This window comes from uncultured Martelella sp., from assembly GCF_963677965.2.
Classification (GTDB): domain Bacteria; phylum Pseudomonadota; class Alphaproteobacteria; order Rhizobiales; family Rhizobiaceae; genus Martelella; species Martelella mangrovi.
In genome coordinates this window covers 2,864,869-2,890,496 of the sequence record NZ_CAXXFM010000001.1, presented here as the reverse complement: position 1 = coordinate 2,890,496, position 25,628 = coordinate 2,864,869, and the positions used below count along the sequence as shown (strand labels likewise).

Annotated in this window: 22 protein-coding genes; 11 read left to right on the top strand and 11 right to left on the bottom strand. The window is 60.8% G+C overall.

Features of this window, described 5'->3' with window-relative positions; genetic code table 11:
- Positions 1-45: 45 nt before the first annotated feature.
- Positions 46-507 (top strand): helix-turn-helix transcriptional regulator, encoded by a 462-nt coding sequence (locus ACHZCU_RS13510; protein ID WP_319519191.1) that lies wholly within the window; start codon positions 46-48, stop codon positions 505-507.
- Between the two features lie 6 nt (positions 508-513).
- On the opposite strand, the gene ACHZCU_RS13505 is transcribed toward ACHZCU_RS13510, so the two are convergent.
- The 6 genes from ACHZCU_RS13505 to ACHZCU_RS13480 form a co-directional block, all read right to left on the bottom strand.
- Positions 514-1,893, bottom strand: coding sequence for an FGGY-family carbohydrate kinase (locus ACHZCU_RS13505; RefSeq protein WP_319519190.1), 1,380 nt, complete (start codon positions 1,891-1,893; stop codon positions 514-516).
- Positions 1,890-2,900 (bottom strand): ABC transporter permease, encoded by a 1,011-nt coding sequence (locus tag ACHZCU_RS13500; RefSeq protein ID WP_106303633.1) that lies wholly within the window; start codon positions 2,898-2,900, stop codon positions 1,890-1,892. Before ACHZCU_RS13500 ends, ACHZCU_RS13505 begins: the two co-directional genes overlap by 4 nt.
- Positions 2,897-3,880, bottom strand: coding sequence for an ABC transporter permease (locus ACHZCU_RS13495; protein WP_106303636.1), 984 nt, complete (start codon positions 3,878-3,880; stop codon positions 2,897-2,899). The genes ACHZCU_RS13500 and ACHZCU_RS13495 overlap by 4 nt, the downstream gene beginning before the upstream one ends.
- Entirely contained in the window at positions 3,877-5,388 is a 1,512-nt protein-coding gene (locus ACHZCU_RS13490) for a sugar ABC transporter ATP-binding protein (RefSeq protein ID WP_319519189.1), read from the bottom strand. The genes ACHZCU_RS13495 and ACHZCU_RS13490 overlap by 4 nt, the downstream gene beginning before the upstream one ends.
- A 255-nt stretch (positions 5,389-5,643) precedes the next feature.
- The gene (rhaS, locus tag ACHZCU_RS13485) at positions 5,644-6,633 is read right to left on the bottom strand and encodes a rhamnose ABC transporter substrate-binding protein (protein ID WP_319519188.1); all 990 of its coding nucleotides are present in this window, start codon (positions 6,631-6,633) and stop codon (positions 5,644-5,646) included.
- 49 nt (positions 6,634-6,682) lie between these two features.
- On the bottom strand, positions 6,683-7,483 hold the full coding sequence (locus ACHZCU_RS13480) for a DeoR/GlpR family DNA-binding transcription regulator (protein ID WP_319519187.1): 801 nt from the start codon (positions 7,481-7,483) through the stop codon (positions 6,683-6,685).
- 178 nt (positions 7,484-7,661) lie between these two features.
- Between ACHZCU_RS13480 and ACHZCU_RS13475 the strand changes: the two genes are divergently transcribed.
- The 5 genes from ACHZCU_RS13475 to ACHZCU_RS13455 all read left to right on the top strand — a co-directional run bounded on the left by ACHZCU_RS13475 (position 7,662) and on the right by ACHZCU_RS13455 (position 13,970).
- On the top strand, positions 7,662-9,761 hold the full coding sequence (locus tag ACHZCU_RS13475; RefSeq protein WP_319519186.1) for a bifunctional rhamnulose-1-phosphate aldolase/short-chain dehydrogenase: 2,100 nt from the start codon (positions 7,662-7,664) through the stop codon (positions 9,759-9,761).
- A gap of 346 nt (positions 9,762-10,107) precedes the next feature.
- Positions 10,108-11,394: an L-rhamnose catabolism isomerase gene (gene rhaI / locus ACHZCU_RS13470; RefSeq protein WP_319519185.1), complete on the top strand. Its 1,287-nt coding sequence runs from the start codon at positions 10,108-10,110 to the stop codon at positions 11,392-11,394.
- Between the two features lie 23 nt (positions 11,395-11,417).
- Complete coding sequence (gene rhaM / locus ACHZCU_RS13465) at positions 11,418-11,732, top strand: L-rhamnose mutarotase (RefSeq protein ID WP_319519184.1); 315 nt, start codon at positions 11,418-11,420, stop codon at positions 11,730-11,732.
- Between the two features lie 189 nt (positions 11,733-11,921).
- Positions 11,922-12,806, top strand: coding sequence for an aldo/keto reductase (locus ACHZCU_RS13460; protein WP_319519183.1), 885 nt, complete (start codon positions 11,922-11,924; stop codon positions 12,804-12,806).
- A gap of 183 nt (positions 12,807-12,989) precedes the next feature.
- Positions 12,990-13,970: an aldo/keto reductase gene (locus tag ACHZCU_RS13455; protein ID WP_319519182.1), complete on the top strand. Its 981-nt coding sequence runs from the start codon at positions 12,990-12,992 to the stop codon at positions 13,968-13,970.
- 52 nt (positions 13,971-14,022) lie between these two features.
- On the opposite strand, the gene ACHZCU_RS13450 is transcribed toward ACHZCU_RS13455, so the two are convergent.
- Complete coding sequence (locus ACHZCU_RS13450; protein ID WP_319519181.1) at positions 14,023-14,829, bottom strand: hypothetical protein; 807 nt, start codon at positions 14,827-14,829, stop codon at positions 14,023-14,025.
- 478 nt (positions 14,830-15,307) lie between these two features.
- On the opposite strand from ACHZCU_RS13450, the gene ACHZCU_RS13445 reads away from it, so the two are divergent.
- The 4 genes from ACHZCU_RS13445 (at position 15,308) to ACHZCU_RS13430 (ending at position 19,804) form a co-directional block, all read left to right on the top strand.
- The gene (locus ACHZCU_RS13445) at positions 15,308-16,570 is read left to right on the top strand and encodes an extracellular solute-binding protein (RefSeq protein WP_319519180.1); all 1,263 of its coding nucleotides are present in this window, start codon (positions 15,308-15,310) and stop codon (positions 16,568-16,570) included.
- Between the two features lie 193 nt (positions 16,571-16,763).
- On the top strand, positions 16,764-17,834 hold the full coding sequence (locus ACHZCU_RS13440; RefSeq protein WP_319519179.1) for a sugar ABC transporter permease: 1,071 nt from the start codon (positions 16,764-16,766) through the stop codon (positions 17,832-17,834).
- Between the two features lie 3 nt (positions 17,835-17,837).
- On the top strand, positions 17,838-18,719 hold the full coding sequence (locus ACHZCU_RS13435) for a carbohydrate ABC transporter permease (RefSeq protein ID WP_319519178.1): 882 nt from the start codon (positions 17,838-17,840) through the stop codon (positions 18,717-18,719).
- Between the two features lie 11 nt (positions 18,720-18,730).
- Positions 18,731-19,804: a sn-glycerol-3-phosphate ABC transporter ATP-binding protein UgpC gene (locus ACHZCU_RS13430; protein WP_319519177.1), complete on the top strand. Its 1,074-nt coding sequence runs from the start codon at positions 18,731-18,733 to the stop codon at positions 19,802-19,804.
- A 312-nt stretch (positions 19,805-20,116) separates the two neighbouring features.
- Here the strand turns inward: ACHZCU_RS13430 and dctP are convergent, their stop codons facing one another.
- The 3 genes from dctP to ACHZCU_RS13415 are packed head-to-tail and all read right to left on the bottom strand — an operon-like array spanning position 20,117 to position 23,096.
- A complete protein-coding gene (dctP, locus tag ACHZCU_RS13425) occupies positions 20,117-21,181 on the bottom strand; it encodes a TRAP transporter substrate-binding protein DctP (RefSeq protein ID WP_319519176.1) in 1,065 nt (354 codons plus the stop codon).
- A 35-nt stretch (positions 21,182-21,216) separates the two neighbouring features.
- Positions 21,217-22,506, bottom strand: a complete 1,290-nt coding sequence (locus ACHZCU_RS13420; RefSeq protein WP_319519175.1) for a TRAP transporter large permease — start codon at positions 22,504-22,506, stop codon at positions 21,217-21,219.
- A complete protein-coding gene (locus ACHZCU_RS13415; RefSeq protein WP_319519174.1) occupies positions 22,506-23,096 on the bottom strand; it encodes a TRAP transporter small permease subunit in 591 nt (196 codons plus the stop codon). The genes ACHZCU_RS13420 and ACHZCU_RS13415 overlap by 1 nt, the downstream gene beginning before the upstream one ends.
- Positions 23,097-23,470: 374 nt before the next feature.
- On the opposite strand from ACHZCU_RS13415, the gene ACHZCU_RS13410 reads away from it, so the two are divergent.
- Positions 23,471-24,700, top strand: coding sequence for an EAL domain-containing protein (locus tag ACHZCU_RS13410; RefSeq protein ID WP_319519173.1), 1,230 nt, complete (start codon positions 23,471-23,473; stop codon positions 24,698-24,700).
- 110 nt (positions 24,701-24,810) lie between these two features.
- Here the strand turns inward: ACHZCU_RS13410 and ACHZCU_RS13405 are convergent, their stop codons facing one another.
- Positions 24,811-25,572, bottom strand: coding sequence for a helix-turn-helix transcriptional regulator (locus ACHZCU_RS13405; protein ID WP_319519172.1), 762 nt, complete (start codon positions 25,570-25,572; stop codon positions 24,811-24,813).
- Between the last annotated feature and the right edge of the window lie 56 nt (positions 25,573-25,628).

Sequence of the window (25,628 nt, the reverse complement as noted above, 5' to 3'; positions counted from 1 at the left end):
ACACGGAGAACAGGGCGATCCCGGACGGTCGCCCTTGCGGCGTTCATGCTACTGCAGAGCGTCGCCGCCGTGTTTTTCGTTGCTGACGCGACCCGTGACCTGTTTGAACAACCACCCGGCGCGCATTCGATCATCGAGGCGCTGATCGCCGGCACGCTGGTGGCCGGCATTTTTCTCGCCGGCTGGCAGCTTCGCCTCACGCTTGAGCGCATGCGTATCCAGGAACGGGCACTCGACACGGCGCGCGGCGACTTCGTCCGCATCATCGAGACGCAGTTTGATGCCTGGGCGCTGACGCCTGCGGAGCGCGAGGTCGGGCTTCTGGCGCTCAAGGGGCTGGACATCGCCGAAATCGCCCGGCTGCGCGGCGCAGCCCAGGGCACCGTCCGCGCACAGATGGCGCGGATATACGCCAAGGCAGGCGTCTCGGGCCGCGCCCAGTTTGCCGCCTGGTTTGTCGAGGAATTGCTGGGAGACGGGATCGGCAGACCTGACGATCCCGACTGAGATTTCTCACGCGGGTTCCGGCAGCCGTTCACGCCAGATCTCCGCATAGGCGTTGAGTTCGGCGAGGCCGGAAAGCGTTTCGGGGTGCGGCGTGAAGGCGGAAAGCTTGACGCCGCCGACGGCAAGGCCCGCCGCACCCGTGCTGGTGCCGCTGCCCGGGCTCTTTTCCACCGGTCTGCCGGTAGTGGCCGACAGCATGGAGAGGTAATCGTGGTTTTCGGCAAACGGCCCCTCGACGATCACCGGACCTGACGCGCCGGTCAGATCAAGGCAGATCGCCGTCATCAGCGCCAGATACCAGGACACGCCGACAAGCCGCATGCCGGGTGTCAGGTGATGTTCATCCACCGTCCAGCCGCCGATAATGCCCTGAAACGGCCCGGTATCGCCGAGCACCGAAGGCATCATCATGATCCGGTTCTTCAGCATGGCCCTGCGGTCGTCCTCGGTGACGGCGACATTGCCGCCGGGCGCGGCCACCTCGAAGACGCGCCCGCCCATGAACCGGGCGGACGGCACCGGATCGCCATAGGCGTTGACGTTGATCAGCGTGTCCCGGCTTTCATCAAGCGCCGGCGGACGGCCGCCAACGGCCATGGCAATCACCCAGGTGCCGGTTGAAATCACCGAAAATGGCTGGGCGCGCGACCACAGATGCGGCAGCAGCGAGGCGTTGGAATCATGGATGCCGGCAAACACCGGACAATCCGGTGACAGGCCGGTTTTTTCGGCGATCTCCGGCAGTACTTCGCCCAGCCGGTCATCAGCCCGCACAGTCTCGCCCATCTTGCCGAAAAGCCCGAGTTCTCTCACCAGCGAGGAGAAGGTCTTCGAGCGCGGCGACCACAAATCGGTGTGGCAGCCCCAGCTCGTTGCCTCGCCGGCGCGCCGTCCGGTCAGCCGGAAACCCCAGTATTGCGGATAGGGCAGGACGCAGTCGATCTGCGCGAATTCGTCGGGAAACCGGGTCTTCTGCCAGAAAAGCTGGGCGCCGATATTGAGCCCCATGGAAAGGCGCGGCGAGCCGGTTTCGGCAAAGGGCGGACGGATCTTTTCATACTCCGCGCGGGTCTCCTCCGGCCCGGTGTGCTCATAATCGAGCACCGGCAGGGCCAGCGAGCCGTCACGCTTCAAAAGGGCGGCCGTCGCACCGTGGGTGGTCACCGAAATCGCGTCGACGCCGTGCGCCTTCTGAAACGCGCCAAAGGCGTCCAGAATGAAATCAAAGAGGTCGTCCACCTCGAAATGCGGATAGGGCGAATGTCCGGTCACCGCGTTGCGTTTCGAGCGTGTATCGACCTCCCGGCCCTCCTCCAGATCGTAGAGAATGACCTTGGCATTGGTCTTGCCGATATCGATGACCGCGACCTTGCGGATAGCACTCATTGCACCTGTTCCCGTCTGAACCGCCGGATAATCCTGGTATAAAGCACCGGCAGGGCGATCACGCCGATCAGCAGCAGGCCGATGAAGATCGACATCACGATCCCCGGCACATTCATCAGCCCGAAGCCGAACGTGACCAGCCCCATGATCAGCGCCGCCAGCACCACGCCGACGATCGTGCCCGCGCCACCCAGAATATTGATACCGCCAAGCACGACCATGGTGACGATCTCAAGCTCCCATCCGAACGCAATCGACGGCCGCGTCGAACCAAGCCGGGAGGTCAGGCAGATCGCCGCCATGCCCGACATCACCCCCGTCATCAAAAACAGCAGGAACTTAACCCGCCCGACCCTGATGCCGGAAAAGCGCGCGGCAGTGGCATTGTTGCCAACAGCATAGACCATCCGGCCGAAACTGGTCAGATGCAGCAGGATACCGAAAACCACCGCCATCACGGCAAACAGCACCAGTTCGAAGGAGATCATCGAAAACACATAGCCCTGGCCGAAATAGGCAAAACCGGGCGGGTAATTCGTAAATGCCTTGTCGCCGAGCACCACATAGGACAGCCCGCGAAACAGGCTCATCGTACCGATGGTGACGACAATCGACGGCAGGCCCAGCCCGGTAATCAAAAACCCGTTGAAAGCCCCGCACAACAGCCCGACGCCAAGACCGATGGCCACCAGTTCCGGCGTTCCCGCACCGAACTGGGCGGCATAGCCCATGGCCGTCGAGGCCAGCGCGATGATGGCGGCAACCGAAAGATCGATCTCGCCCGATATGATCACCAGCGCCATGGCAAAGGCGATCAGCGCCTTTTCGGTGAAGTTGAAGGTCGCGTCCGACAGGTTCCAGGCATCGAGAAAATAGGGCGAGGCAAAGCTGTTGATGATGAAGATCGCAATCACCACCACAATCAGCAGGCTCTCCCAGCTTCTCGTCATCCGGTAGGCGCGGCCGTGCAGACGGTCCGGCACATGGCGCGTCTCGCTGACACTCATAGCGCATGCTCCGCTTTCTTGAGGATGACCCGACCCTTCACGCGTGCCGAACGGGCATTGACGGCAACGGCGATGATGATGACCGCGCCCGAAATCGCCATCTGCCAGAACGGCGAAATGTCGATGACCGGTAGCGCATTCTTGATGATGCCGAGAAACAGCGCACCGAGCACCGCGCCGATGGCCGTGCCCGCGCCGCCGGCAATCGAGATGCCGCCGATGACGCAAGCCGCGACCACGTCGAGTTCGAAACCGTTGGCGATATCGACATAGGCAACGGCGTAACGCGCGGTCCACAGATAACCGGCGAGGCCAGCCAGCGCACCGGCAATCAAATAGGCGAAGAAATGCGTGCGGCCGACCGAAATGCCGGTATAAACGGCTGCATGCGGATTGCCGCCGACGGCATAAAAGGCGCGGCCGAGCCGGGTCTTGATGAACAGCACCAGCATCAGCGCGATGACGGCGAGCGAGAACCAGGCAAGCACCGGTATTCCAAGGAAGACGGCGCGCGGCACCGCCTTGAAGGCATCAGTCATCTCATGGGCATTGACCCAGGCCCCGCCGGTCAAAAGGAAGATGATGCCGCGATAGATCGTCATCGTGCCGAGTGTGACCACGATTGGCGGGATCGACAGACGCCAGACCAGAAGCCCGTTGATGGCCCCGAGGACCGTGCCGCTGAAGGTGGCTGCCAACAGCAGGAAAATCACCGGCAGATCGGGAAAGGCAACATTCAACAGGGCGGCAATCGTGCCGGACAGCGCCAGGTTGGCGGCAATCGAAAGGTCGATGCCGCGCGAGAGAATAACGGCCGCCTGCCCGAGCGCCAGGATGATCAGGATCGCCGTGTCATTGTAGATCGAGACGAGATTGCGCGGGGCGACGAAGCCCGGAAAGCGCAGCTCGATGGCGCCGACAAGCAGCAGGATTGCGACAAGCAGCAGCATTTCGCGATGTTTGAAGATGCGCGCCATCATGCCGCCGCCCCGATGCCGGCGGCGGCGCGCACCAGCTTTTCAGCCGACATTTCGGCGCGTGAAAATTCGGCGGCGATCCGCCCTTCGCGCATGACGATGACCCGGTCGGACATGCCGAGAATTTCCGGAATTTCAGATGATACCATGATGATGGAAAGCCCCCTGCCCGCAAGCTCGCCCATGAAGGCATGAACGGCGGATTTCGAACCGATGTCGATGCCCTTGGTCGGCTCGTCGAGAATGATCACCTTCGGCTCGGTCGCCAGCCATTTGGCGATCACCACCTTCTGCTGATTGCCGCCCGACAGATTGCCGACCGGCTGGTCGAGTGCGGCAGCGCGCAGGTCCAGCCGCTCGGTATATTCCCGCGCCAGCGCGAATTCCTCGGCCATGCGCACAAATCCCCTGTGCGAGACCTTGGCAAGCGACGGCAGCGTCACATTTTCGAAGATCGGCATGGCGGTGATCGCCCCTTGCGTGCCGCGCTCCTCCGGCACATAGACAATGCCCTGTTTCACCGCCTCGGAGGGGGAACGGATAACGGCGATCTCGTCATCGATGCGCACCGCCCCGGCCGAAGGCTTGGTAATGCCGAAAAGCGCCTGCATGAACTCCGATCGCCCGGCGCCGACAAGGCCGTAAAAGCCCAGGATTTCACCACGGCGCAGCGTGAAGCCGATATCCTCGAATTCGGTCGGATGGCGATAGCCGGAGACCGTCAGCACGGGATCGCCGATTTCGACATCCTGTTTGGGAAACACCTGATCGACCGGACGGCCGACCATCAGCTCCACCAGCGCATTCTCGTCGGTATCGGTGATTGTCCCCTCGCCGACCATCTCGCCGTCACGAAACACGGTATAGCGATCGGCAATGCGGAAGATCTCGTCGAATTTGTGGGAGATGAACAGGATCGCCTTGCCATCGGCTTTCAGCGCCTCGACCAGTTCGTAGAGTTCCTCGATTTCCTTTTGCGAGAGTGCCGCCGTCGGCTCGTCCATGATGACGACCTTCGCATCGACGGACAGCGCGCGGGCAACGGCCACCATATGCCTGTTGGCAATGCCAAGCTCGGAGAGGCGATGGCGCGGATCGATGCGTGCGTCGATACTGTCGAGAATATCGCGGGCGCGGGCGTAGATCCGTTTCCAGTCGATCATCCCGAACCGGTTTGTCGGCGCATGACCGATGAAGATGTTTTCGGCGACCGTCAGCGCATCGAACAGCACGGTTTCCTGATGAATGGCGGTGACACCATGCTCGCTGGCAGCTTCGGCCGTGGGAAAGGCGACCTTTTCGCCGTCCATGGTGATTTCGCCGCCGTCGGGCTGGTAGATCCCCGTCAGGATTTTCACGAGCGTCGATTTGCCCGCGCCGTTTTCGCCGACAAGCGCGGTCACCTCGCCCGGATAAAGCGTGAGCGAGACTTCCGAGAGGGCGCGGACGCCGGGAAATGTCTTGGTAATGCCGTCAAGGACGATGGCGGCTTTCTTGTGTGCATCTGGCATCGGCGGCCTGCGGTTCTTCTGCCTTGGTTATGGTTGCGAACCGCCCCTTTTTTGGGGGGCGATCCGGCCGGCTTCGGCGGCGGGCTGCCGCATTGGCGTCCCCTTCTCCCTCCTTTCTGCGTCATGCTCGGGCTTGCCCCGAGCATCCATCCACGCCCGTCGCGGAGAAAGGTGCATGGATCCTCGGGTCAAGCCCGAGGATGACGCCGGTGGAAGTGGGGTCAGGCCAATGCGGCAGCCCCGTCCCGGGAGTTATCAGAAAATGTCCTTGAACTGATCGATGTTCGACTTGTCGTAGACAAAGGGATCGGCCATGGCGCCGGCATTGTCGTCGTCAAGCGTCAGCATGCCGAGACGTCCCATGGAAAGCTCCGCGCTCGGTTCGGCTTCGGCGCCCTCGATCAGGTCGTTCGACAGCATCACCGCCGCATAGCCGAGATCGATCGGGTTCCAGATGGCGAAGGATTTCGACGCGCCGTTTTCGACATAGGCCGCCATTTCGGACGGCAGGCCGAGGCCGGTGACGTTGATCTCGCCGATCTTGCCCTCGTCGGTGACAGCCTGAGCCGCGGCCACGACGCCGACCGAGGTCGGCGCGATGATCGCCTTCAAGTCAGGATAGGACTGGATCAGCCCCTGGGTCTCGCGATAGGACTTGTCGAACAGATCATCGCCATAGACCGTGGCCACGACTTCGACGCCCGGATAATCGCCCTTCACCTTGTTCATTTCCTCGATCCAGATGTTCTGGTTCGTGGCCGTGGCCGATGCCGAGAGCACGGCAACATCGCCGCCATCCGGCAGATTGTCGGCGGCAAGCTTGATGATCATGTTGCCGATCAGCGGATTGGACGACGGGTTGAGGTGGACCATGCGGCCCTCCGGCGCGACACCGGAATCCCACGAAACCACCTTGATGCCGCGCTGCATGGCGCGCTTGAGGGCGGGCACCAGCGCATCCGGATCATTGGCCGAAATCGCGATGGCATCGACCTTCTGCGCGATCAGCGAATTGATCACGTCGATCTGGCCTTCGGCGGTGGTGTCGGTCGGGCCGGTATAGATCAGCTCGACATCGCCGATTTCCTTGGCGGCTTCCTCGGCGCCGTCGGCGGCAGCCTCGAAAAAGCCGATGCCGAGCGCCTTGACCACCAGCGCGATCTTCTTGTCGGCGGCCTGAGCCCCCTGCGCCAAAAGCGCGGTCGAGATCAGCGCGCCTACGATAGCTTTCTTCAAAATGCTCATCTTGCTCCTCCAGTTGATGAACGGGGTTTCGTCTGGCTTTCCTCAAAGCTCAGCCGGAACCGGTTTCCTCCATTGCCTGCGTATCGGCGATGATCACCGAAACGCCGGCCTCCTCCAGCATGCGGGCATCGGATGCCTGCAGCCCGGAATCGGTAATCACGGTCGAAATCCGTTTCAGATCGCAAAGGATCAGGCTCGACCGTTGTTTGAATTTCGATGAATCGACCAGAACCACCAGTTCCTCGGCCTGATCGATCAGCTTCTGCTCGGCCTGGATCAGCAGCGGATCGGCCTCCATCAGCCCGAGCGGGCCAATGCCCTGCGCGCCCATGAACATCCGTTTTGCCCAGAAATTGCGGGTCACATCGTTTTCGAACGGGCTGAGGATCACATTCTGCTCGCGATAGATCACGCCGCCGGACAGCATCACCGTATTCTTGGAATGTTTCAGCAGATGCTCGGCGATGGGAAAGGAATTGGTGAAGATCTGCAGCCGGCGATTGGCGAGATGATGGACCATCTGAAACGTGGTAGTGCCGCCGTTGACGATGATGGAATCGCCATCTTCGCACAGCGCTACCGCCGCTTTCGAGATCGCCTGTTTCTGCCGGGCATTCATCATCTCGTTGACGCTGAACGGCCGCCCCGCAAGGCCCACGAATTGCGGCGGGCTCAGCGCTTCCGCACCGCCGCGCACGCGCCGCAGGCGCTTTTGCACATGAAGTGCCGCGATATCGCGCCGGATCGTCGCCTCGGAACTTTCCGTCAGATCGACAAGCTCCGCCACGGTCGCAACCGGTTTTTCCTGTACCGCCGACAGGATGATGCGATGTCGCTCTTTTTCGTGCATGGGGCCTCCTTTTTGACAGATTTCAGCTAAACGCCATCACTGTCAATCAAAAATAGTCATGCTGCACTGCAAAAATGCAAAATATGATTGAACTTGATTGTTTGTGATTGACAATCCCGACTTTCGGATAGATTTTGCCCGGGAAGAACCCGGCCGCAAGGCCCCGAAGGAGGAAACAATGGCGAATGAAACCCGGGCCGCCCGGCTCGAGAACCTGTGGGATGACGGCAAGACTGCCGGGATGAGCGAATCCGAGCTTCTGCTCTACCGTTCGAACCTTCTGGGCTCCGACAAGCGTATCACCAATTACGGCGGCGGCAACACCTCGGCCAAGGTGATGGAGAAGGACCCGTTGACCGGCCAGCAGGTCGAGGTGCTGTGGGTCAAGGGCTCCGGCGGCGATGTCGGCACCATCAAGATGGACGGTTTCGCGACCCTCTACATGGAAAAGCTCAACGCGCTGAAGGGGCTTTATCGCGGCATCGAGCATGAGGACGAGATGGTGGGCTACCTCCCCCACTGCACCTTCAATCTGAACAGCCGCGCGGCCTCGATCGACACGCCGCTGCATGCCTATGTGCCGAAGAAACATGTCGACCACATGCACCCCGACGCGATCATCGCCATTGCCGCTTCGAGCGATTCCAAGGCGCTGACGCAGGAGATTTTCGGCGGCGAAATCGGCTGGCTGCCCTGGAAGCGGCCCGGTTATGAACTGGGCCTGTGGCTCGGCAAATTCTGCGAAGAAAACCCGGATGCGCGCGGCGTGATCCTGGAAAGCCACGGCCTGTTTACATGGGGCGACACGGCGAAGGAAAGCTACGAGACGACGCTGGAAATCATCAACAAGGCGATGGCCTGGCTCGATGCCAAGATTGATGGCGATGTCTTCGGTGGCGTGAAGGTGAAAACCTTGCCGGCCGAAGAGCGCCGCGCCGTTGCCGAAAAGCTGATGCCGAAGATCCGCGGCATGATTTCGGAAACCGAAGGCAAGCTCGGCCATTTCGACGATCAGCCTGCGGTTCTCGAATTCGTCGGCTCCAACCGGCTTGAGGAACTGGCGGCGCTGGGCACCTCCTGCCCCGACCATTTTCTCCGCACCAAGATCCGCCCGCTGGTGATCGATTTCGACCCGGAAAACCCGGATATCGACAAGACGGTCGCCGGGCTTGAAGATGCCATCGCCGCCTATCGCGATGATTACGCCGCCTATTACGAGCGCTGCAAGCGTGACAACTCGCCGGGCATGCGCGACCCGAACGCCGTCATCTATCTGGTGCCCGGCGTCGGCATGATTTCCTTTGCCAAGGACAAGGCAACGGCGCGCATTTCGGCTGAATTCTATGTCAACGCCATCAATGTGATGCGCGGCGCATCCTCGGTCTCCACCTATCAGGGCCTTTCCGAGCAGGAAGCCTTCGATATCGAATACTGGCTTCTGGAAGAGGCCAAGCTGCAGCGCATGCCGAAACCGAAACCGCTTGCCGGCAAGATTGCACTGGTCACCGGCGGCGCCGGCGGCATCGGCAAGGCAACCGCCTTCCGGCTGGCGGGCGAAGGCGCCTGCGTGGTGCTGGCCGATATCGATGACGCCGCACTTGAAACGGCGAAGGCGGAACTGTCATCCGTCTTCAGCAAGGACATTGTGCGCGGCGTGCATCTGAACGTCACCAGCGAGGCGGAAGTCGCCAAGGGCTTTTCCGACGCGGTGGTCGAATTCGGCGGGCTCGACATTCTCGTCTCCAATGCCGGCCTTGCCTCCTCCGCCCCGATCGAGGAGACAACGCTCGATCTCTGGGACAAGAACATCGCCATTCTGGCAACCGGTTATTTCCTGGTGTCGCGCGAGGCCTTCCGCCTGTTCCGCTACCAGAATGCCGGCGGCAATGTGGTCTTCGTCTCGTCGAAAAACGGTCTTGCGGCATCGCCCGGCGCATCTGCCTACTGCACCGCCAAGGCCGCCGAAATCCACCTCGCCCGCTGCCTGGCGCTCGAAGGCGCGAGCGCCCAGATCCGCGTCAACACCGTCAATCCGGATGCCGTGCTGCGCGGTTCGAAAATCTGGACCGGAGAGTGGAAGGAACAACGCGCCGCCGCCTACAAGATGTCGACCGACGAGCTGGAAGCCCATTACCGCGACCGTTCGATGCTGAAGCGCTCGGTATTCCCGGAAGATATTGCCGAGGCGATCTACTTCCTCGCCTCCGACATGTCGGCGAAGTCGACCGGCAACATCATCAACGTGGATGCGGGCAACGCCCAGTCGTTCACGCGGTAGCGGCAAGGGGCACGACTGGATAAAATGCGGGAGGTGCCGCCGCCCGTCGAGCACGACAGCGCCCTCCCCTTACTCGACGTCATCCTCGGGCTTGTCCCGAGGATCTAAGCCCCTTTCCCCACGAAAGGAGGACGCGAGTTCCGGAGGCGTAAGACGCGGACTCCGCTCGCGGCATATGTGGTTAGATGCTCGGGACAAGCCCGAGCATGACGGAAGAGAGGGGCGGACGCGGTGCGTACCCTGCCTCGCCGCCAGACCAATGCCCCCCTTGAGGGTGCGATTGGTGGCTGCAGGCTCTTCCAGCTTTTACAAATTCAGCAGGCATGGCCTGCAACGGGAGGAAACGATGGAACAGATGATCGACAGCGGCGTGCTTTCCGCCGAAAACGACAAGCGCGCCAAGGACCTTGAGGCCGACTATGCGGCGCTTGGCGAAAAGCTTGCCCGCAACGGCGTCAATATTGACGACATCACGGCCAAGGTTGCGGCCTATGGCGTGGCGGTCCCCTCCTGGGGCGTGGGCACCGGCGGCACGCGGTTTGCCCGCTTTCCCGGCTCCGGCGAGCCGCGCCATATCTTCGACAAGCTGGAAGACTGCGCCGTCATCCAGCAGCTGACCCGCGCCACACCGACGGTTTCGCTCCATATCCCGTGGGACAAGGTGGACGACCTGACGGAACTGAAGCAGCGCGGCACAGCGCTCGGCCTCGGCTTCGACGCCATGAACTCGAACACGTTCCAGGATCAGGACGGTCAGGACCATTCCTACAAATATGGCTCGCTCTCGCACACCAACGCGGCAACGCGCCAGCAGGCGATCGACCACAACATCGAGTGCATCGAGATCGGCAAGGCCCTCGGATCAAAGGCGCTGACGGTCTGGATCGGCGATGGTTCGAACTTTCCCGGCCAGAGCCATTTCACAAAACAGTTCGAGCGCTATCTCGATGCGATGAAGAGCATCTACACCGCCCTTCCCGACGACTGGCGCATATTCTCGGAACACAAGATTTTCGAACCGGCCTTTTACTCCACCGTGGTGCAGGACTGGGGCACGAACTATCTGATCGCCAAGGAACTCGGCCCCAAGGCCTTCTGCCTTGTCGACCTCGGCCACCATGCGCCCAACGTCAATATCGAGATGATCGTCGCCCGCCTGATCCAGTTCGGAAAGCTCGGCGGCTTCCATTTCAACGACAGCAAATATGGCGATGACGATCTGGACACCGGCTCCATCGATCCGTTCCGCCTGTTTCTGGTCTTCAACGAACTGGTGGATGCGGAAGGCGCGGAGAATTTCAACCCGGCTCATATGCTCGACCAGTCGCACAATGTCACCGACCCGATCGAAAGCCTGATGCGCTCGGCGGTGGAAGTCACGCGCGCCTATGCCCAGGCCCTTCTGGTCGACCGTGCGGCATTGTCCGCCTACCAGCAGGAAAACGATCCGATGATGGCCTCGGAAACGCTGAAGGACGCCTTCCGCACCGATGTCGGCCCGATCCTCGCCATGGCGCGCAAAAACGCCGGCGGCGCGGTCGATCCAATCGCGGCGTACCGGGCAGCCGGCTACCGCCAAAAAGTTTCCGGCGAACGACCGGCCGTCAGTGGTGCCGGCGGCGGTATCGTCTGACGGTCGGGACAGGGAGGAGACCGATGGAAACCGTTGCTTTCCGCATGAACCTCAACCGTGGGGCGGCTGAGGAATACAAACGCAGGCACGACGAAATCTGGCCGGAACTGGCAACGGTTCTCAAACAGGCCGGCGTTTCGGACTATTCGATCTGGCTGGACGAGGAAACGCACCATCTGTTTGCAGTGCTCAAGCGCAGTGACGACCACACGATGGATCGCATCCCGGATAACGAGATCGTCCGCCGCTGGTGGGATTTCATGGCCGATATCATGGAGACGAAGCCGGACAATGCGCCGGTGGAGGTCCAGCTTAAGAAGATGTTCCATCTTCCCTGACAGTCTGCAGATGGCGGATCGCGGGTGTTTTCCGCGACCCGCCGAATTTTTCTCCCGCGCATTGAAACCGGCGGGAAAGCAGCCCATGTCAGATGGGACACCAATAAGGGCCATTCAGGCGCAGCCCGTTTCCGAAGGGCGGCGTCCATATTTTTCCATCATTTTGATCACCAAACATGGGAGGTTACCATGGCTCATACACTTGCTGATAAGGCGGGCACCTTTGCGATTGGCGGCGACCTTGAGGTCACGCGTCTCGGCTTCGGGGCAATGCGGGTCACCGGGAAAGGCATCTGGGGCGAACCGGCGGACCGGGCCGGCGCTCTTGAAACGCTTGCCGCGCTGCCGGAACTCGGGATCGATTTCATCGATACCGCCGACAGCTATGGTCCGGATGTTTCAGAGTGGCTGATCAAGGAAGCGCTTCATCCCTATGGCAATGTGAAGATTGCCACCAAGGGCGGACTGGCGCGCACCGGCCCGGAAATCTGGCTGCCGGTCGGCCGGCCGGAATATCTGCGCCAGCAGGTGCACAAGAGCCTGCGCAATCTCGGCGTCGAGCAGATCGACCTGTGGCAGCTTCATCGCATCGATACCAAGGTTCCCGCCGACGAGCAGTTCGGCGCGATCAAGGAATTCCTCGATGAGGGGCTGATCGCCCATGCGGGGCTTTCGGAGGTTTCCGTTTCCGATATCGAGGCGGCCCGCAAGGTGTTCCCCGTCGCGACGGTGCAGAACCGCTACAATCTCGTCGACCGCACCAGCGAAGACGTTCTGGATTACTGCACGGCAAACGGCATCGGCTTCATTCCGTGGTTCCCGCTGGCCGCCGGCGATCTGGCAAGGCCCGGCTCGCTTCTGGACGAAATCGCAAAGAAACACGATGCCGCCCCGAGCCAGATTGCACTTGCCTGGGTGCTGAAGAAAAGCCCTGTCGTGCTGCCGATCCCCGGCACATCGAAAGTGGCGCATCTGAAGGAAAATGTCGCCGCGGCCGATATCACGCTTTCCGATGCGGATTTCGCCGCACTCGATGAAGAAGGCAAAAAGGCCTTTGCCGCAAAGGCTGCGTGATAAATCTTTCCTTTTTACGGACGTCATCCTCGGGCTTGACCCGAGGATCTAATCACGCAGCCATGCGAGCGGGGTGGGCTTGTCACAAGTCCGCCCCCGCCGCACTTCCGGCAGCATTTTCCTTTGACAGGATGCCGCGGTGGCGTCACCTTCGGGGTCTGCCCGCAAACTGAGGATCCGAAAATGGAATATGTAAAACTCGGCCGCACCGGCCTTGATGTTTCGCGGCTTTGCCTTGGCTGCATGACCTATGGCCAGCCGGAACGCGGCACCCATCCCTGGTCGCTCACCGAAGAACAGAGCCGGCCATTCATCCGCAAGGCTGTCGAGGACGGCATCAATTTCTTCGACACAGCCAATGTCTATTCCGCCGGCTCCTCGGAGGAGATCGTCGGCAGGGCGCTGAAGGAATTTACCCGCCGCGACGAAATCGTGCTGGCCACCAAGGTGATGAACCGCATGCATGAAGGCCCGAACGGCGCCGGGCTTTCGCGCAAGGCGATCATGCAGGAAATCGACAATTCGCTGAAACGGCTCGGCACGGATTATGTCGATCTCTACCAGATCCACCGTTTCGATTATAATACGCCGATCGAGGAAACGCTGGAAGCGCTGCATGATGTGGTGAAAGCCGGCAAGGCGCGTTATATTGGCGCGTCCTCCATGTATGCTTGGCAGTTCGCCCAGATGCTTGCCACCCAGAAGGCCAATGGCTGGGCGAAATTCGTGACCATGCAGAACTATGTCAACCTGCTCTACCGCGAGGAAGAACGCGAGATGCTGCCGCTTTGCGCGGCTGAAGGCATTGGCGTCATTCCGTGGAGCCCGATGGCGCGCGGCCGGCTGACACGGCCGTGGGATACAACGACGGAGCGCTCCGAAACCGACGAATTCGGCAAGACGCTTTACGCCGAAACGGCCGCCTCGGACCGCAAGGTGGTCGATGCAGTGGCCGAAATCGCCAATGAGCGCGGCGTGCCGATGGCCCGTGTGGCGCTCGCATGGGTGCTGTCGAAACCGGTGGTCTCGGCCCCGATCATCGGCGCTTCCAAGCCGCATCACCTCGATGATGCCCAGGCCGCGCTGGCGCTGGAACTGACGGACGCCGAAATCGAAAAACTCGAAGCCCCCTATATTCCGCACCGGGTCGTCGGTTTCAGCTGACACCTTTCCCGCCGCGCTATCAACGGCGCGGCGGCCTCTGCTCCCGATCGCATCAGGCCGGATCGTAAGGCCGTTCGATCTGAAGCCGGTCGTGGAGATGTTTCCACGTCACGGCCTCGAACCGTTCCGGCCATTCCACACCCCGGCGCGCTGCCAATCTGCGCGCCCGCGGCAGATAGGCCCTGGCATAGGCCAGATGCACATCGATCATCGCTTCGCGCGAGGGTGCCGGCAACGGAAGTGACCTCAAAAGCGCCTTCTGCTCTTCCGTGATCAGCCGGTTGAGGTGTAGCGCCCCGCCGCGATGGGGTGCGGCGGTTTCCTGTATCAGCAGATCGACGAGAAGATTGCGCAGATGGAAAATGCCGGTCACGCCGTTGATATATTCCCCGCGCCCTGCCGCAACATCGAGAAGCCCGAGAATGCGGATAAACTCCTCGAACTGATATTTCAGGCGTTTCGGGTCCGGCTGAGGCTGTTCCGGGCGGTCTGCCAGCGTGTCCCGGTGCCCTGCCCTGTCGAACAATACGCGAAGCTCGTTCCTGTAGCGGGTCGTCAGCTGTTCGGGTTTGAGAATGATGACGTCGATGCGCAGCCAGTCTTCGGTCACGGCATTGATGAGTGAGGGAAACGTCACTCTGTCCCGCCACAGCACAGGCTCTCCCACCGCTTCTACGGCACGGCGCCAGAGTGCGGCCACCGCGTCGCTCGCGCCTTCCCCGGCAACGAGAACAAAGTCGATGTCGCTGTAATCGTCTTCGAGGCCGACCGCAAAACTGCCGCTCAGATAAAGCGCATCGATTTCCGGCGAACGCTCAATCGTCCCGGCTATGATCCGGATCGCATCTTCGCTTCCCATATCGTCCTCCGTCTGCCCGCTGGCATGCTATGCGCTCTGTCACCCGCTGTCAGTAAGAACGCAGGCACGCAGCCGCCAATTTCATGCCGCCTGTTGAGCAGAACGGAACTTATGTGTTAACACCACGTTAATCTAGAGTTGTGTCCCATCTATGAGGGACACGGCGGGGAGGCCATTTTTGTCCTGTACGGGGAGGGTATAGCGGCAATTCCGGTTTGCGCGGACGTTATAGTCCTGCGCGGCGGATGGCCCCCGCCAGTTTAATGCGGGCCGTTTTTTCCCGTTCTACAGGACCGGTTTCATCCCGTCCGGCATTTTGCCCCTTCCGGTCCGGCAGGCTTTCCGGTTCACGCCGTTTATCGGCCTGTTATCAGTTCAAATCCCTCCCCACACGCATTTTTTGCGGGCGGCGGTGCTGCTCGCGCTTCAGGCACCGGCTCTGGAGCGAAAGCCATGTGTTCAAAGCGGAGGACTGAGAATGAACAAGATGACCCTTGCAATCGCGACGCTGATGGCGACGACCGCGCTGCCGGCCGGCGCTTTTGCCGCGACGGAACTCACCATGTGGTATCACGGCGCGGGCAACCCGACGGAATCGGGCATCCTTGAAGGGATCGTTTCCGATTTCAACGACAGCCAGGACGACTGGGAGGTCGTGCTCGAAAGCTTCCCGGAAGACAGCTACAATGATTCCGTAACGGCGGCGGCTCTTGCGGGCAACCTGCCGGATATTATCGATGTCGACGGGCCGATCATGCCGAACTGGGCGTGGGCCGGTTACATGCAGCCGCTGCCGATTGACGAAAGCGCGCTTGAAGGCTTCCTGCCCGGCGCCATCGGCCGATGGGACGACCAGATCTATTCCGTCGGCCTGTGGGATGCGGCGCTGGCGATGATGACGCGCCAGTCCACTCTCGACAAATATGATATCCGCAAGCCAACGCTGGAAGAGCCATGGACGGCCGAGGAGTTTGACGAAATCCTTGTCAAACTGAAGGACAGCGGCGACTTCGACTATCCGCTCAACCTCGGTATGGCCGATCAGGGCGAATGGTACACCTATGCCTTCCTGCCCTTCCTGCAGTCTTTCGGCGGCGATCTGGTCGACCGTTCGGACTACCAGACGGCCGAAGGCGTTCTGAACGGCGATGATGCGATTGCATTCGGCGAATGGTGGCAGTCGCTGTTCGACCGTGATCTGGTGCCCGGCACCAGCCAGGACCCCGCCGACCACGAGAACGGCTTTATCGCCGGTGACTATGCCATCGACTGGAACGGCAACTGGACGGCGCGTGCCAAGCTCGATGCCTATGACGATGTCGTCTTCCTGCCCGCACCCGATCTCGGCAATGGCCCGAAAATCGGCGCGGCAAGCTGGCAGCTCGGCGTTTCGGCGGCGTCCGAACATCCCGAAGGGGCGGCAGCCTTCATCGAATACGCGATTCAGGACAAATATCTGGCCGAATTCTCCAACGCCATCGGCCTGGTTCCGGCAACGCAGGGCGCTGCCGACATGTCGGAATACTACAAGGAAGGCGCACCACTGGCCGTGTTCTACGGCCTTTCCGATGCGCAAGGCACGCTGAGGCCCGTCACGCCGGGCTATGTGGTTGAAACCAGCGTGTTCCAGAAGGCGCTTTCCGACATGGCCAACGGCGCAGATGTCGCCGACACGCTCGACGGCGCGGTCGACGAGATCGACACCGATATCGAGCGCAATCAGGGCTATGGCCACAACTGATCAGGCGGGGGCCTGGGGGCCGGCTTCGGCCGGTCCCCTCTCTTCGAGCATACTCGCTTTTGCTCTGCGTCACCCTCGGGCATGACCCGAGGGGCCACATACGGGTGCTGATGGATGCTCGGGTCAAGCCCGAGCATGACGCGGAAAGAGAGGTGTTGCAGCTTGCGGGAACCGACAACAAGGAAACACGCATATGAGCCGGAAACTGACGGAGAATAACGGGGCGGGCTGGGCCTTTGCCGCGCCGTCCGTTCTGCTCATCGGCCTGTTCATCATCCTGCCCTTCTTTCTGGCGATTGCCTTTTCACTCACCGATCAGCGGCTGATCTCGCCGAACCCGACGCGCTATGTCGGCACGGAAAATTACCGTGACCTGCTCGGCCTCAACGTCATTGCGATAGAACCCGAACGCGATGACAGCGGCGCGTTGGTGCGCGATGACAACGGCGCGCTGGAATATCCGCGCGTCCGCTCCTTCACCCGCTCCGACGACTATCCGCAATATCGCGGCATGCGCGAATGGTTCCGCATTCATGCCGGCAATACCGCCTATGTGGTGGTGGCGCGCGATGTCGTGTTCATGAAGGCGCTGACCAATACGCTCGTGTTTGTCGCGGTCACGGCGCCGGTGCAGGCGGGGCTGGCGCTCTGTCTGGCCTTGCTGATCAATCAGCGGCTTCGCGGGGTGAATGTCTTTCGCGCCGTATTCTTCATGCCGGTCGTGGTCTCCATCGTCGTCGTGTCGCTGCTCTGGCGGTTCATCTATGACGGCAATGACGGGCTTTTGAATGCGCTTCTTTCCGGGATGACCTTCGGCCTGTTCCAGCCGGTCGACTGGCTTGGCAATACCCATACCGCACTCGGCTCGATCATCGCCATGTCGATCTGGCAGGCGGTCGGTTTTCACATGGTCATCTGGCTTTCTGGCCTTCAGACAATATCGCCGACGCTTTATGAGGCCGCCGCCATCGAAGGCTCCTCGAAATGGCAAACCTTTCGCTATGTCACATGGCCGGGGCTTCGCAATACGGCGGTCCTCGTGCTGGTGGTCATCACCATGCAGTGTTTTGCCGTCTTCGCCCAGATCGACGTGATGACCAAGGGCGGGCCGCTCGATTCCACGCAAACCCTTGTCTATCAGGCGGTCGAACGCGGTTACGGGCGGCAGGATATCTCCGGCGGCTCGACGATTTCGGTCGTGCTGTTCGTGCTGGTGCTCGCGATCTCGCTGGCGCAACGCTACTTCACCCGGGAAAGGAACTGAGCCATGGCGGTCATTTCCGGCGATAATCACGGCCTCAGGCTGTTCACGCGCTACCTTGTTCTGGTGCTGGTGGCGCTGGTCTTTCTGCTGCCGCTTCTGTTCATGGTGATGTCCTCGCTCAAGCCCAATGCCCAGCTCCTGAGCGATACATCGTCCTTGCGCGCCTTCCTGCCGGTTGGCGATATCAGCCTTGAAAATTATGCCGGCGCCTTTGCGCGCGCGCCGATCGGGCTGTTCGTGTTCAACTCGGTGATGGTGACGACGTTGACCGTGCTGGCATCGCTGTTCCTGTGCTCGCTCGGCGCGTTTTCCTTCACCTTCGTGCGCTGGCGCGGCAATGCGGTGGTGCTTTCCATCGTGCTCGCCACCCTCATCATTCCCTTCGAGACCATTGCCATTCCGCTGCTGCTGTTCGTCTCGCGCCTGCCATGGCTTGGCCTCGACGGGCTCACATGGGGCTGGCTCAACACCTACCGGGTGCAGATCATCCCGTGGATTGCCGACGCGCTGACCGTCTTTCTGTTCGTGCAGTATTTCAAGGACCTGCCGCGCGAACTGATCGAGGCGGCGCGGGCCGAAGGGGCAAGCTGGTGGCAGATCTATCGCCGTGTGGTGATGCCGCTTTCAGGCCCGGTGATCGCAACGGCGGCCATTCTGAAAGCGTTGAAAATGTACAATGAACAATATCTGTGGCCGCTGATCGTGGTGCAGGACGAGGCGCACCGGCCGATCATGGTCGGGCTTGGCTATTTCTTCCAGCTCAACGTGCCGTGGGGTGAGGTGATGGCCTATCTTTCGATGATCACCGTGCCGGTTCTGGTGTTCTATCTGGTGCTGCAGCGCGCCTTCATCGCATCCATCGCCTCGACGGGCGTGAAGGGCTGAGGAGAGGAAACATGGCAGAACTGGCACTCAGGGATATCCGCAAATCCTTCGGCAAGATCGAGGTCATCAAGGGCGTGAACCTCGATATCAGGGACGGCGAGTTCGTGGTTTTCGTCGGCCCGTCCGGCTGCGGAAAATCGACGCTGCTGCGCATGATTGCCGGGCTGGAAGACATCACCGACGGCACGCTTGAAATCGGCGGCGAGCGGGTCAACGATCTGCAGCCGAAGGAACGCGGCATCGCCATGGTGTTCCAGACCTATGCCATCTTTCCGCATATGTCGGTGCGTGAAAACGTCGCCTTCGGGCTGACGATTGCCGGCGTGGGGAAAAAGGAAAAGGAAGAGGCGGTCAATCGCGCCGCGCGCATCTTGCAGATGGAGCATCTGCTCGACCGCCGTCCCTCGCAGCTTTCCGGCGGCCAGCGCCAGCGGGTGGCCATCGGTCGGGCGATTGTCCGCAATCCGAGCGTCTTTCTGTTCGACGAACCGCTCTCCAACCTCGATGCCGCGCTCCGCATGGATATGCGCATGGAAATCGGCAAACTGCACAATCAGCTTGGCGCGACGATGATTTATGTGACCCATGACCAGGTCGAGGCGATGACGCTTGCCGACCGGATCGTGGTGCTGAAGGACGGCGCGGTGCAGCAGGTGGGAAGCCCGATGGAACTCTATCACGAACCGGCCAACCTCTTCGTTGCCGGTTTCATCGGCTCACCGTCGATGAATTTCATGGATGTCGATATCGTCGAAAGGGCGAGCGACACGATCACGGTCAAATCGGACGCGCTCGATCCGGTTGCCATTCCCAGGACACGGTTTGATTTTTCCACGACGTCAAAGGCCCGGCTCGGCCTGCGCCCGCAATATCTCGACGTCGTCGAGGACGGCACGGCGGGCGGTTTGCACGGCACCGTGTCTCTGGTCGAACGCCTCGGCACGGAAACCGTCATCAATGTCGAACTCACCCGGGGCGGGCGCATCGTCGCAGCCCTTGCCGAGGACCGGCCGCTTGAAACCGGCAGCGAAATCACCCTCGTCTTTGCGCCCGAAAAGGCACATCTGTTTCCACTGGATGAGTAATACCAAGAGTCAATGATTAGGACCCATATGACCGGAGCGATTTTGAAAGCCGGCTAGGCGAAAACCGCAGTCGTAGCCATCGCTACGGCGAGGATTTTCAACGACGCGGGCTTTCAAAAGCGCCCGGCCCTGAAAGGGTGCGGCTGGAATGGCCACCGAGGGCGTCAAAATCCTCGCGCGATGCTCCGGCATCGCTCTCACGGTATTTTCCTACTCGGACGACCATTCCAGCGCGCATCATATGAGTCCTAATCATTGACTCTTGGTATAAACGCCCCGACCGACAGGCCGGAGCGTCATCTTCAGCAAAAATCAGTTCGCGACTTCCACGGCACGCTGTTCGTTCACCGTCGCTTCCGCCTCTTCCACAGCGGCGGTGAAGCTTGCGAAAATGTCCTCGCCGCCCGGTACGGACGATTTGAACCATTCGAAGGCCGGCTCGACAGCGGCCTTGAACTCGGCCTTTTCGGCGTCGGTCGGCACATAGATTTCACCGCCGGCCTCTACGAAATCCTGATAGGCGGCGATCTCCTTGCGCTTGGGGCTGGCAAAGGTCGCCTGCTGCAGCGCGTAGAAGGCATCGACGACGATCTTCTTCTGGTCTTCCGAAAGGCCACTGAACCGCTCATTCGACATCCACCAGAAGGCGGCCATGTAGGAATGACGGTCGAGCGTGATGAATTTCAGCCCGGCATCGGTGAACTTCATGTTCATGATGTCGGTGATGCCGTTGGCCGTGCCCTGCACCACGCCGGTCTGCAGCGAGGTGAACAGTTCCGGCCAGGCGATCGGCGTCGGGGACGCGCCGAGCGAGCGCACCAGTTCCTGCGGCAGTTCCGCCGGCACGGTGCGCAGCTTCATGCCGTCCATATCGGCCGGCGTCTTGATGGTATGCTCGGTATTGGCGAAGTTGCGCCAGCCACCGGTATTGCCGATGGTCATCAGGCGGATGGTGTCGCCGCTGTCGGCAAGCGCCAGGTCGCGCAGTTCGGCCGTGAACGGTCCGGAGAGCACTGCCTCGGCCACACGGTCATCATTCATCAGATAGGGCAAATCGAGGATCTGCAGATAGGGAAACAGCCCCGCCGCGCCGCCGGAGGTCGACATGTAGATATCGATCGTGCCGTCAGCGATGCCCTGCAGGCATTCCTCACCGGTGGCGCAGATCTGGGTTCCCATGAAGATATCGACCGCCATCGTGCCGTTGGAGGCGTTTTCGATATAGTTCTTGAAGACGACAAGACCGTCATAGTCCTCGTCATTCTCGTTGGAATTGGCCGTGGCACGCAGCGTGATATCGGCAGCCGCCGCCAGCTGGCCCGCCGAAACGGCAAGCACACCGGCGACCAGCGCCGTTTTCATCATGGTCTTGAGCATGTCAGTCCTCCCTTTGCTCTTGTTATATTGCATGTTTACTCCAGAAATCCGAACAGCCGCGGCAAGGTGAGGCTGATCGCGGGAACATAGGTGATCAGGAAAATAATCGCCGCCTCGACGGCGAGAAACGGCAATACCGCCCGCGCCACGGTTTCGACGCTGAGGCGCGAGACCGAGGAGGTGACAAACAGCACCAGTCCCATGGGCGGCGTCAACAGGCCGACCGTGAGATTGACCGCCATGATGATGGCGAAATGCACCGGGTCGACGCCCATCTTGAGAAAGATCGGTCCCAGGATCGGGCCCAGAATGATGATCGCCGGCCCCGCATCGAGAAACATGCCGACGACAAACAGCAGGATGTTGATCAGAAACAGCAGGATCAGCGGATTTTCCGTCAGTCCCAGCATGAAGGAAGCCAGAAGCTCCGGCGTGTGCGAGAGCGAGGCCACCGTCTTGAAGGCCATGGCCGCGCCCACCAGAAGCAGTACGACCGAGGATGTCAGCCCGGCGCGCATCAAAATTCCCGGCACGTCGCGCGCATGAAGCGTGCGCAGAACGAAGAAGCCGATGAAGAAGGCATAGGCAACGGCAATCGCCGAAGCCTCTGTCGGCGTGAACACGCCGCCGAGAATACCGCCCATGATGATGATCGGGGTGAGCAGCGGCCAGAAGGCTTTCAGGCTGGCATTGCCGCGCGTCTTCCAGCCTGCCTTTTCGGTGGCCGCCGGAAGCCCCTCGCGGTCCGCCATCACGCGCACCAGCACCATCAGCGAAACGCCGATCAGAACACCCGGCACAATGCCCGCCAGAAACAGCGCGGCAACGCTTTCCCCCATCACATAGGCATAGATGATCATGATGCCCGATGGCGGGATGATCGGTCCGATGATCGACGACGCGGCGGTGATGGCGGCGGCGAATTTGCGGGAATATCCCTGTTTTTCCATGGCCGGGATCATCATCGCCCCGAGTGCGGAGACATCGGCCACGGCAGAACCGGAAAGCCCGGCAAACAGCATGGAGGACAGAATATTCACATGGGCAAGCCCGGCGCGGAAATGGCCGATGACGGCTTGCGAGAACTCCACCAGCCGCTCTGTAATGCCGGCCCGGTTCATCAACTCGCCGGCCAGCAGGAAGAACGGCACCGCCATCAGCGGAAACGAGTCCATGCCGTTATAGACATTGCGGTAAAGCAGGACGATGTCGCGCTCCTGCCCGTTGAACCACAAGAGCAGCGCCGGAGACGCGATCAGTGCAAACAGGATCGGCAGGCCGCAAAACAGGAAGACCAGAAACAGAGGCAGGAACAGGCTCAGCATCACTCCCTCTCCAGCCCGGAGACCACCGGCAGCGGCTTCAACCGGTCCCCGGCGCCCAGAAGCTCGGCCACAAGCCGCAGCAGCAGCTCGATATTGACAGAAAGCATCATGGTGGCGCCGGTTGCCAGCGAGGCCATCATCCAGGCACGCGGAACCTTCATCCATGATGAGAAATCAAATGCCGTCGGGATCATCAGCGACGGCATGGTGAACCGCCCGCCGATACCGGTCACCTCGCTCCAACCGATATTGACCGCCCACCACAACACCACGCAGGAGATAACAAGCAGTGCCAGATTGAGCATGGCGGCCGGCTTTTTCGGGAGAAAACGCTTGATCGTGTCGATGCTGACGAAGCCGCCATGCCGGAAGGCTGTCGGCGCCATAAGGCTGACCATCCACAACATCAGGAAGCGCGCCAGTTCTTCCGTCCAGGCCAGCGCATCATTGAGCACATAACGGAAAAACACCTGAATCAGGATGACAACAACCATCAGCCCCATCAGCACGGCGCCCGTCCACCGGCCGATCGCCAGCACCGGGCCGTTGCCCCGCGCAAGAACAGAAGCTGCAGCCAGCAAGATCGTCATCAGTTCATCCGTCATACGCCGTCATCACGCACAGAGCATTGCCGCAATTCCGGCTTTTGCGCGAAACTGTCTGCTACCCTGTCGTCCGAGCCCTTCTAGAGCGTTTCAGACTGAAATGGAAACAGTTCTGTTTATCCGATTGCGGCTTTCTGCCGCCGATAGTGGATCGACGCTATCCGTGCGGTCACCGTTTTACCAGGAATGGTGCTGGACGCCCGCTTCCGGTCCCCTATAATCAATCCGTAACAGAACCGGAACACATTCACCGCCCGGCAAAAGCGGTGCTTGTCCAGACGGTTCATCAAGGAGGAGGGCCGGACATGCTGCTTTCCATCAAGCAGTAACCGCCGGCACATGTACGAAGGTCAGCCAGGATGAGCCGCCTGCCCCTGAAGCGCGACATTGATGACCCGAGTGAGCACTGGGATATGCTCGACCTCATCCTCGAGACCGTGCGCACGCATTTCGATATGCAGGTCGCCTATCTGTCGGAAATCGTCAACGGCAATTCCGTGTTCCTCGCCGTCAGTGCGCCGGGGTTCGAAGCAATCGCCTTTCCCGGCGCCGTTCTCAGCCTGCAGGAGGTCTACTGCCAGCATATTCTGGATGGCAGACTGCCGCGCGTGATGGCAGACACAAGCGCGCATCCTCTGGCCGTCTCCATGCCGATTACAACAAACATACCAATCGGCAGCCATCTGAGCGTTCCCGTCTACAGGGATGACGGAACGGTCTTCGGCATGTTCTGCTGCCTGCGCACAACGCCCAATCCCGCGCTTGGCGAATGCGACGTCAAGGTCATGGAAACCTTCGCCGGTCTTGCCAAAAAGCAGATCACTGCCGGCTTGCGGCAACGCAGCGAGGCGGCTGCCGCCGCGGCCCGCATTGACAGCGCGATCACCGGCGACAGTCTGCACATGGTGCTCCAGCCGATCGTTTCGCTACAGAACGGGGAGCCGATCAAGTTCGAGGCGCTGTCGCGCTTTTCCGGAGAGCCATATCGGCCGCCAAACCTGTGGTATGAGGAGGCCCGCGCCATCGGACGTCAGGTGGATCTGGAATCGCTGTCGATCTCAAAGGCCCTGGCGCTTCTCGATCAGCTCCCGCCCGACATGACGGTTGGCGTCAACGCCGCGCCGGAGACGATTGCAACCGGCATTCTGGCCGATATCATCCAGACATCCGATCCCGCACGGGTCGTTGTCGAAGTTACCGAACATGATGTGGTCGAGGATCATGACCGGCTGAGCCTTGAGCTTGACCGGCTGAAGGCGCTTGGCGTGAGAACCGCCGTGGACGATGTCGGGGCCGGCTTTTCGGGCCTTGTCGCGCTTTTGCGGATGAAACCGCACATTCTGAAACTCGACATCGAGCTGATCCGCGATATCGACACCAATCCGGCCAAACAGGCACTGGTGCTCGGCATGGTCCATTTTGCCAACCAGACCGGCGCCACCACGATTGCCGAAGGCGTGGAAACGACAGCCGAGTGCGAAACGCTCCGCCAGCTCGGGGTCCAGCTTGGCCAGGGTTATCTGTTCGGCAAGCCCATGGAAATCGAAGACGCCAATGCCTGGCTTGCGGCACGACGCAGCACACGCTGATTTTCACGGCAAAGGCTGCACGCCGTCGAATAGTTCTGAACAACATTCACTTTGGATACCCCTTCCATATCTGTGAAGAACAAACGCCGGGTTTGCATTACTGCAAAGACCTACCGGGAAATTTGCGTCGGAGTGGTGCCGGTCATCCGCCTGAACATCGAGATGAATGCGGAAGGCGTGCTGTAGCCCAACCGGGAGGCAATCAGGTGCACCGGCTCGTCATCGTCAAGCAGGGTCAGGGCGGCAATCAATCTGGCGCGCTGGCGCCATTCATGAAAGGAAATTCCGAGTTCGCTCTGGCAGCGCCTGGAAAGGGTCCGCTCCGTCGTGCCGCAGCGGCGCGCCCATTCCGCCAGCGACAACGGGTTTCCCGGATCGGTCTGCAACGCCCTCAGGATTGGGCCGAGCAGCGCGTCATCGGTAAAAGGCAGGTAGCTGTCGAACCGGCGCGCCAGCCTGATCTGATCCACCAGCACTGACGCAAGGCGCATATCCTCTGCGGTTTTCGGTGCGGTGACACCGCGCGCGGCGAAATCGGCGAGGATCGCCTTGAGGAGCGGACTGAGGTCGAGGGTGCCCGGCTTCTCCGGCAAGTCCCGGCAGAGATCGGAAGCGACATAGACCGAGACATAATGCATGGCCTGGCTATTGCGGGCTTCGTGCGCGGCGCCCGGCGGTATCCAAATCCCGTATTGCGGCGGAGACAGGTATCGCGTCCCGTCAATCGTGTACTCACAAACGCCCGACAGCGCGTAATTCAGCTTGCCCCAGCGGCGTATTCTTGGCGGAAAAACAGTCCCTGCCGGAAAGAACACCGTTCGAAACGAGACTGGAGCCGGCGGTTCGCCTTCTGTGGGCGGCCTGTCTGTCATGCGTCGTCAATCCGATACCATCTGTCTGAAAGTCACTATATACGTACAATCCGACA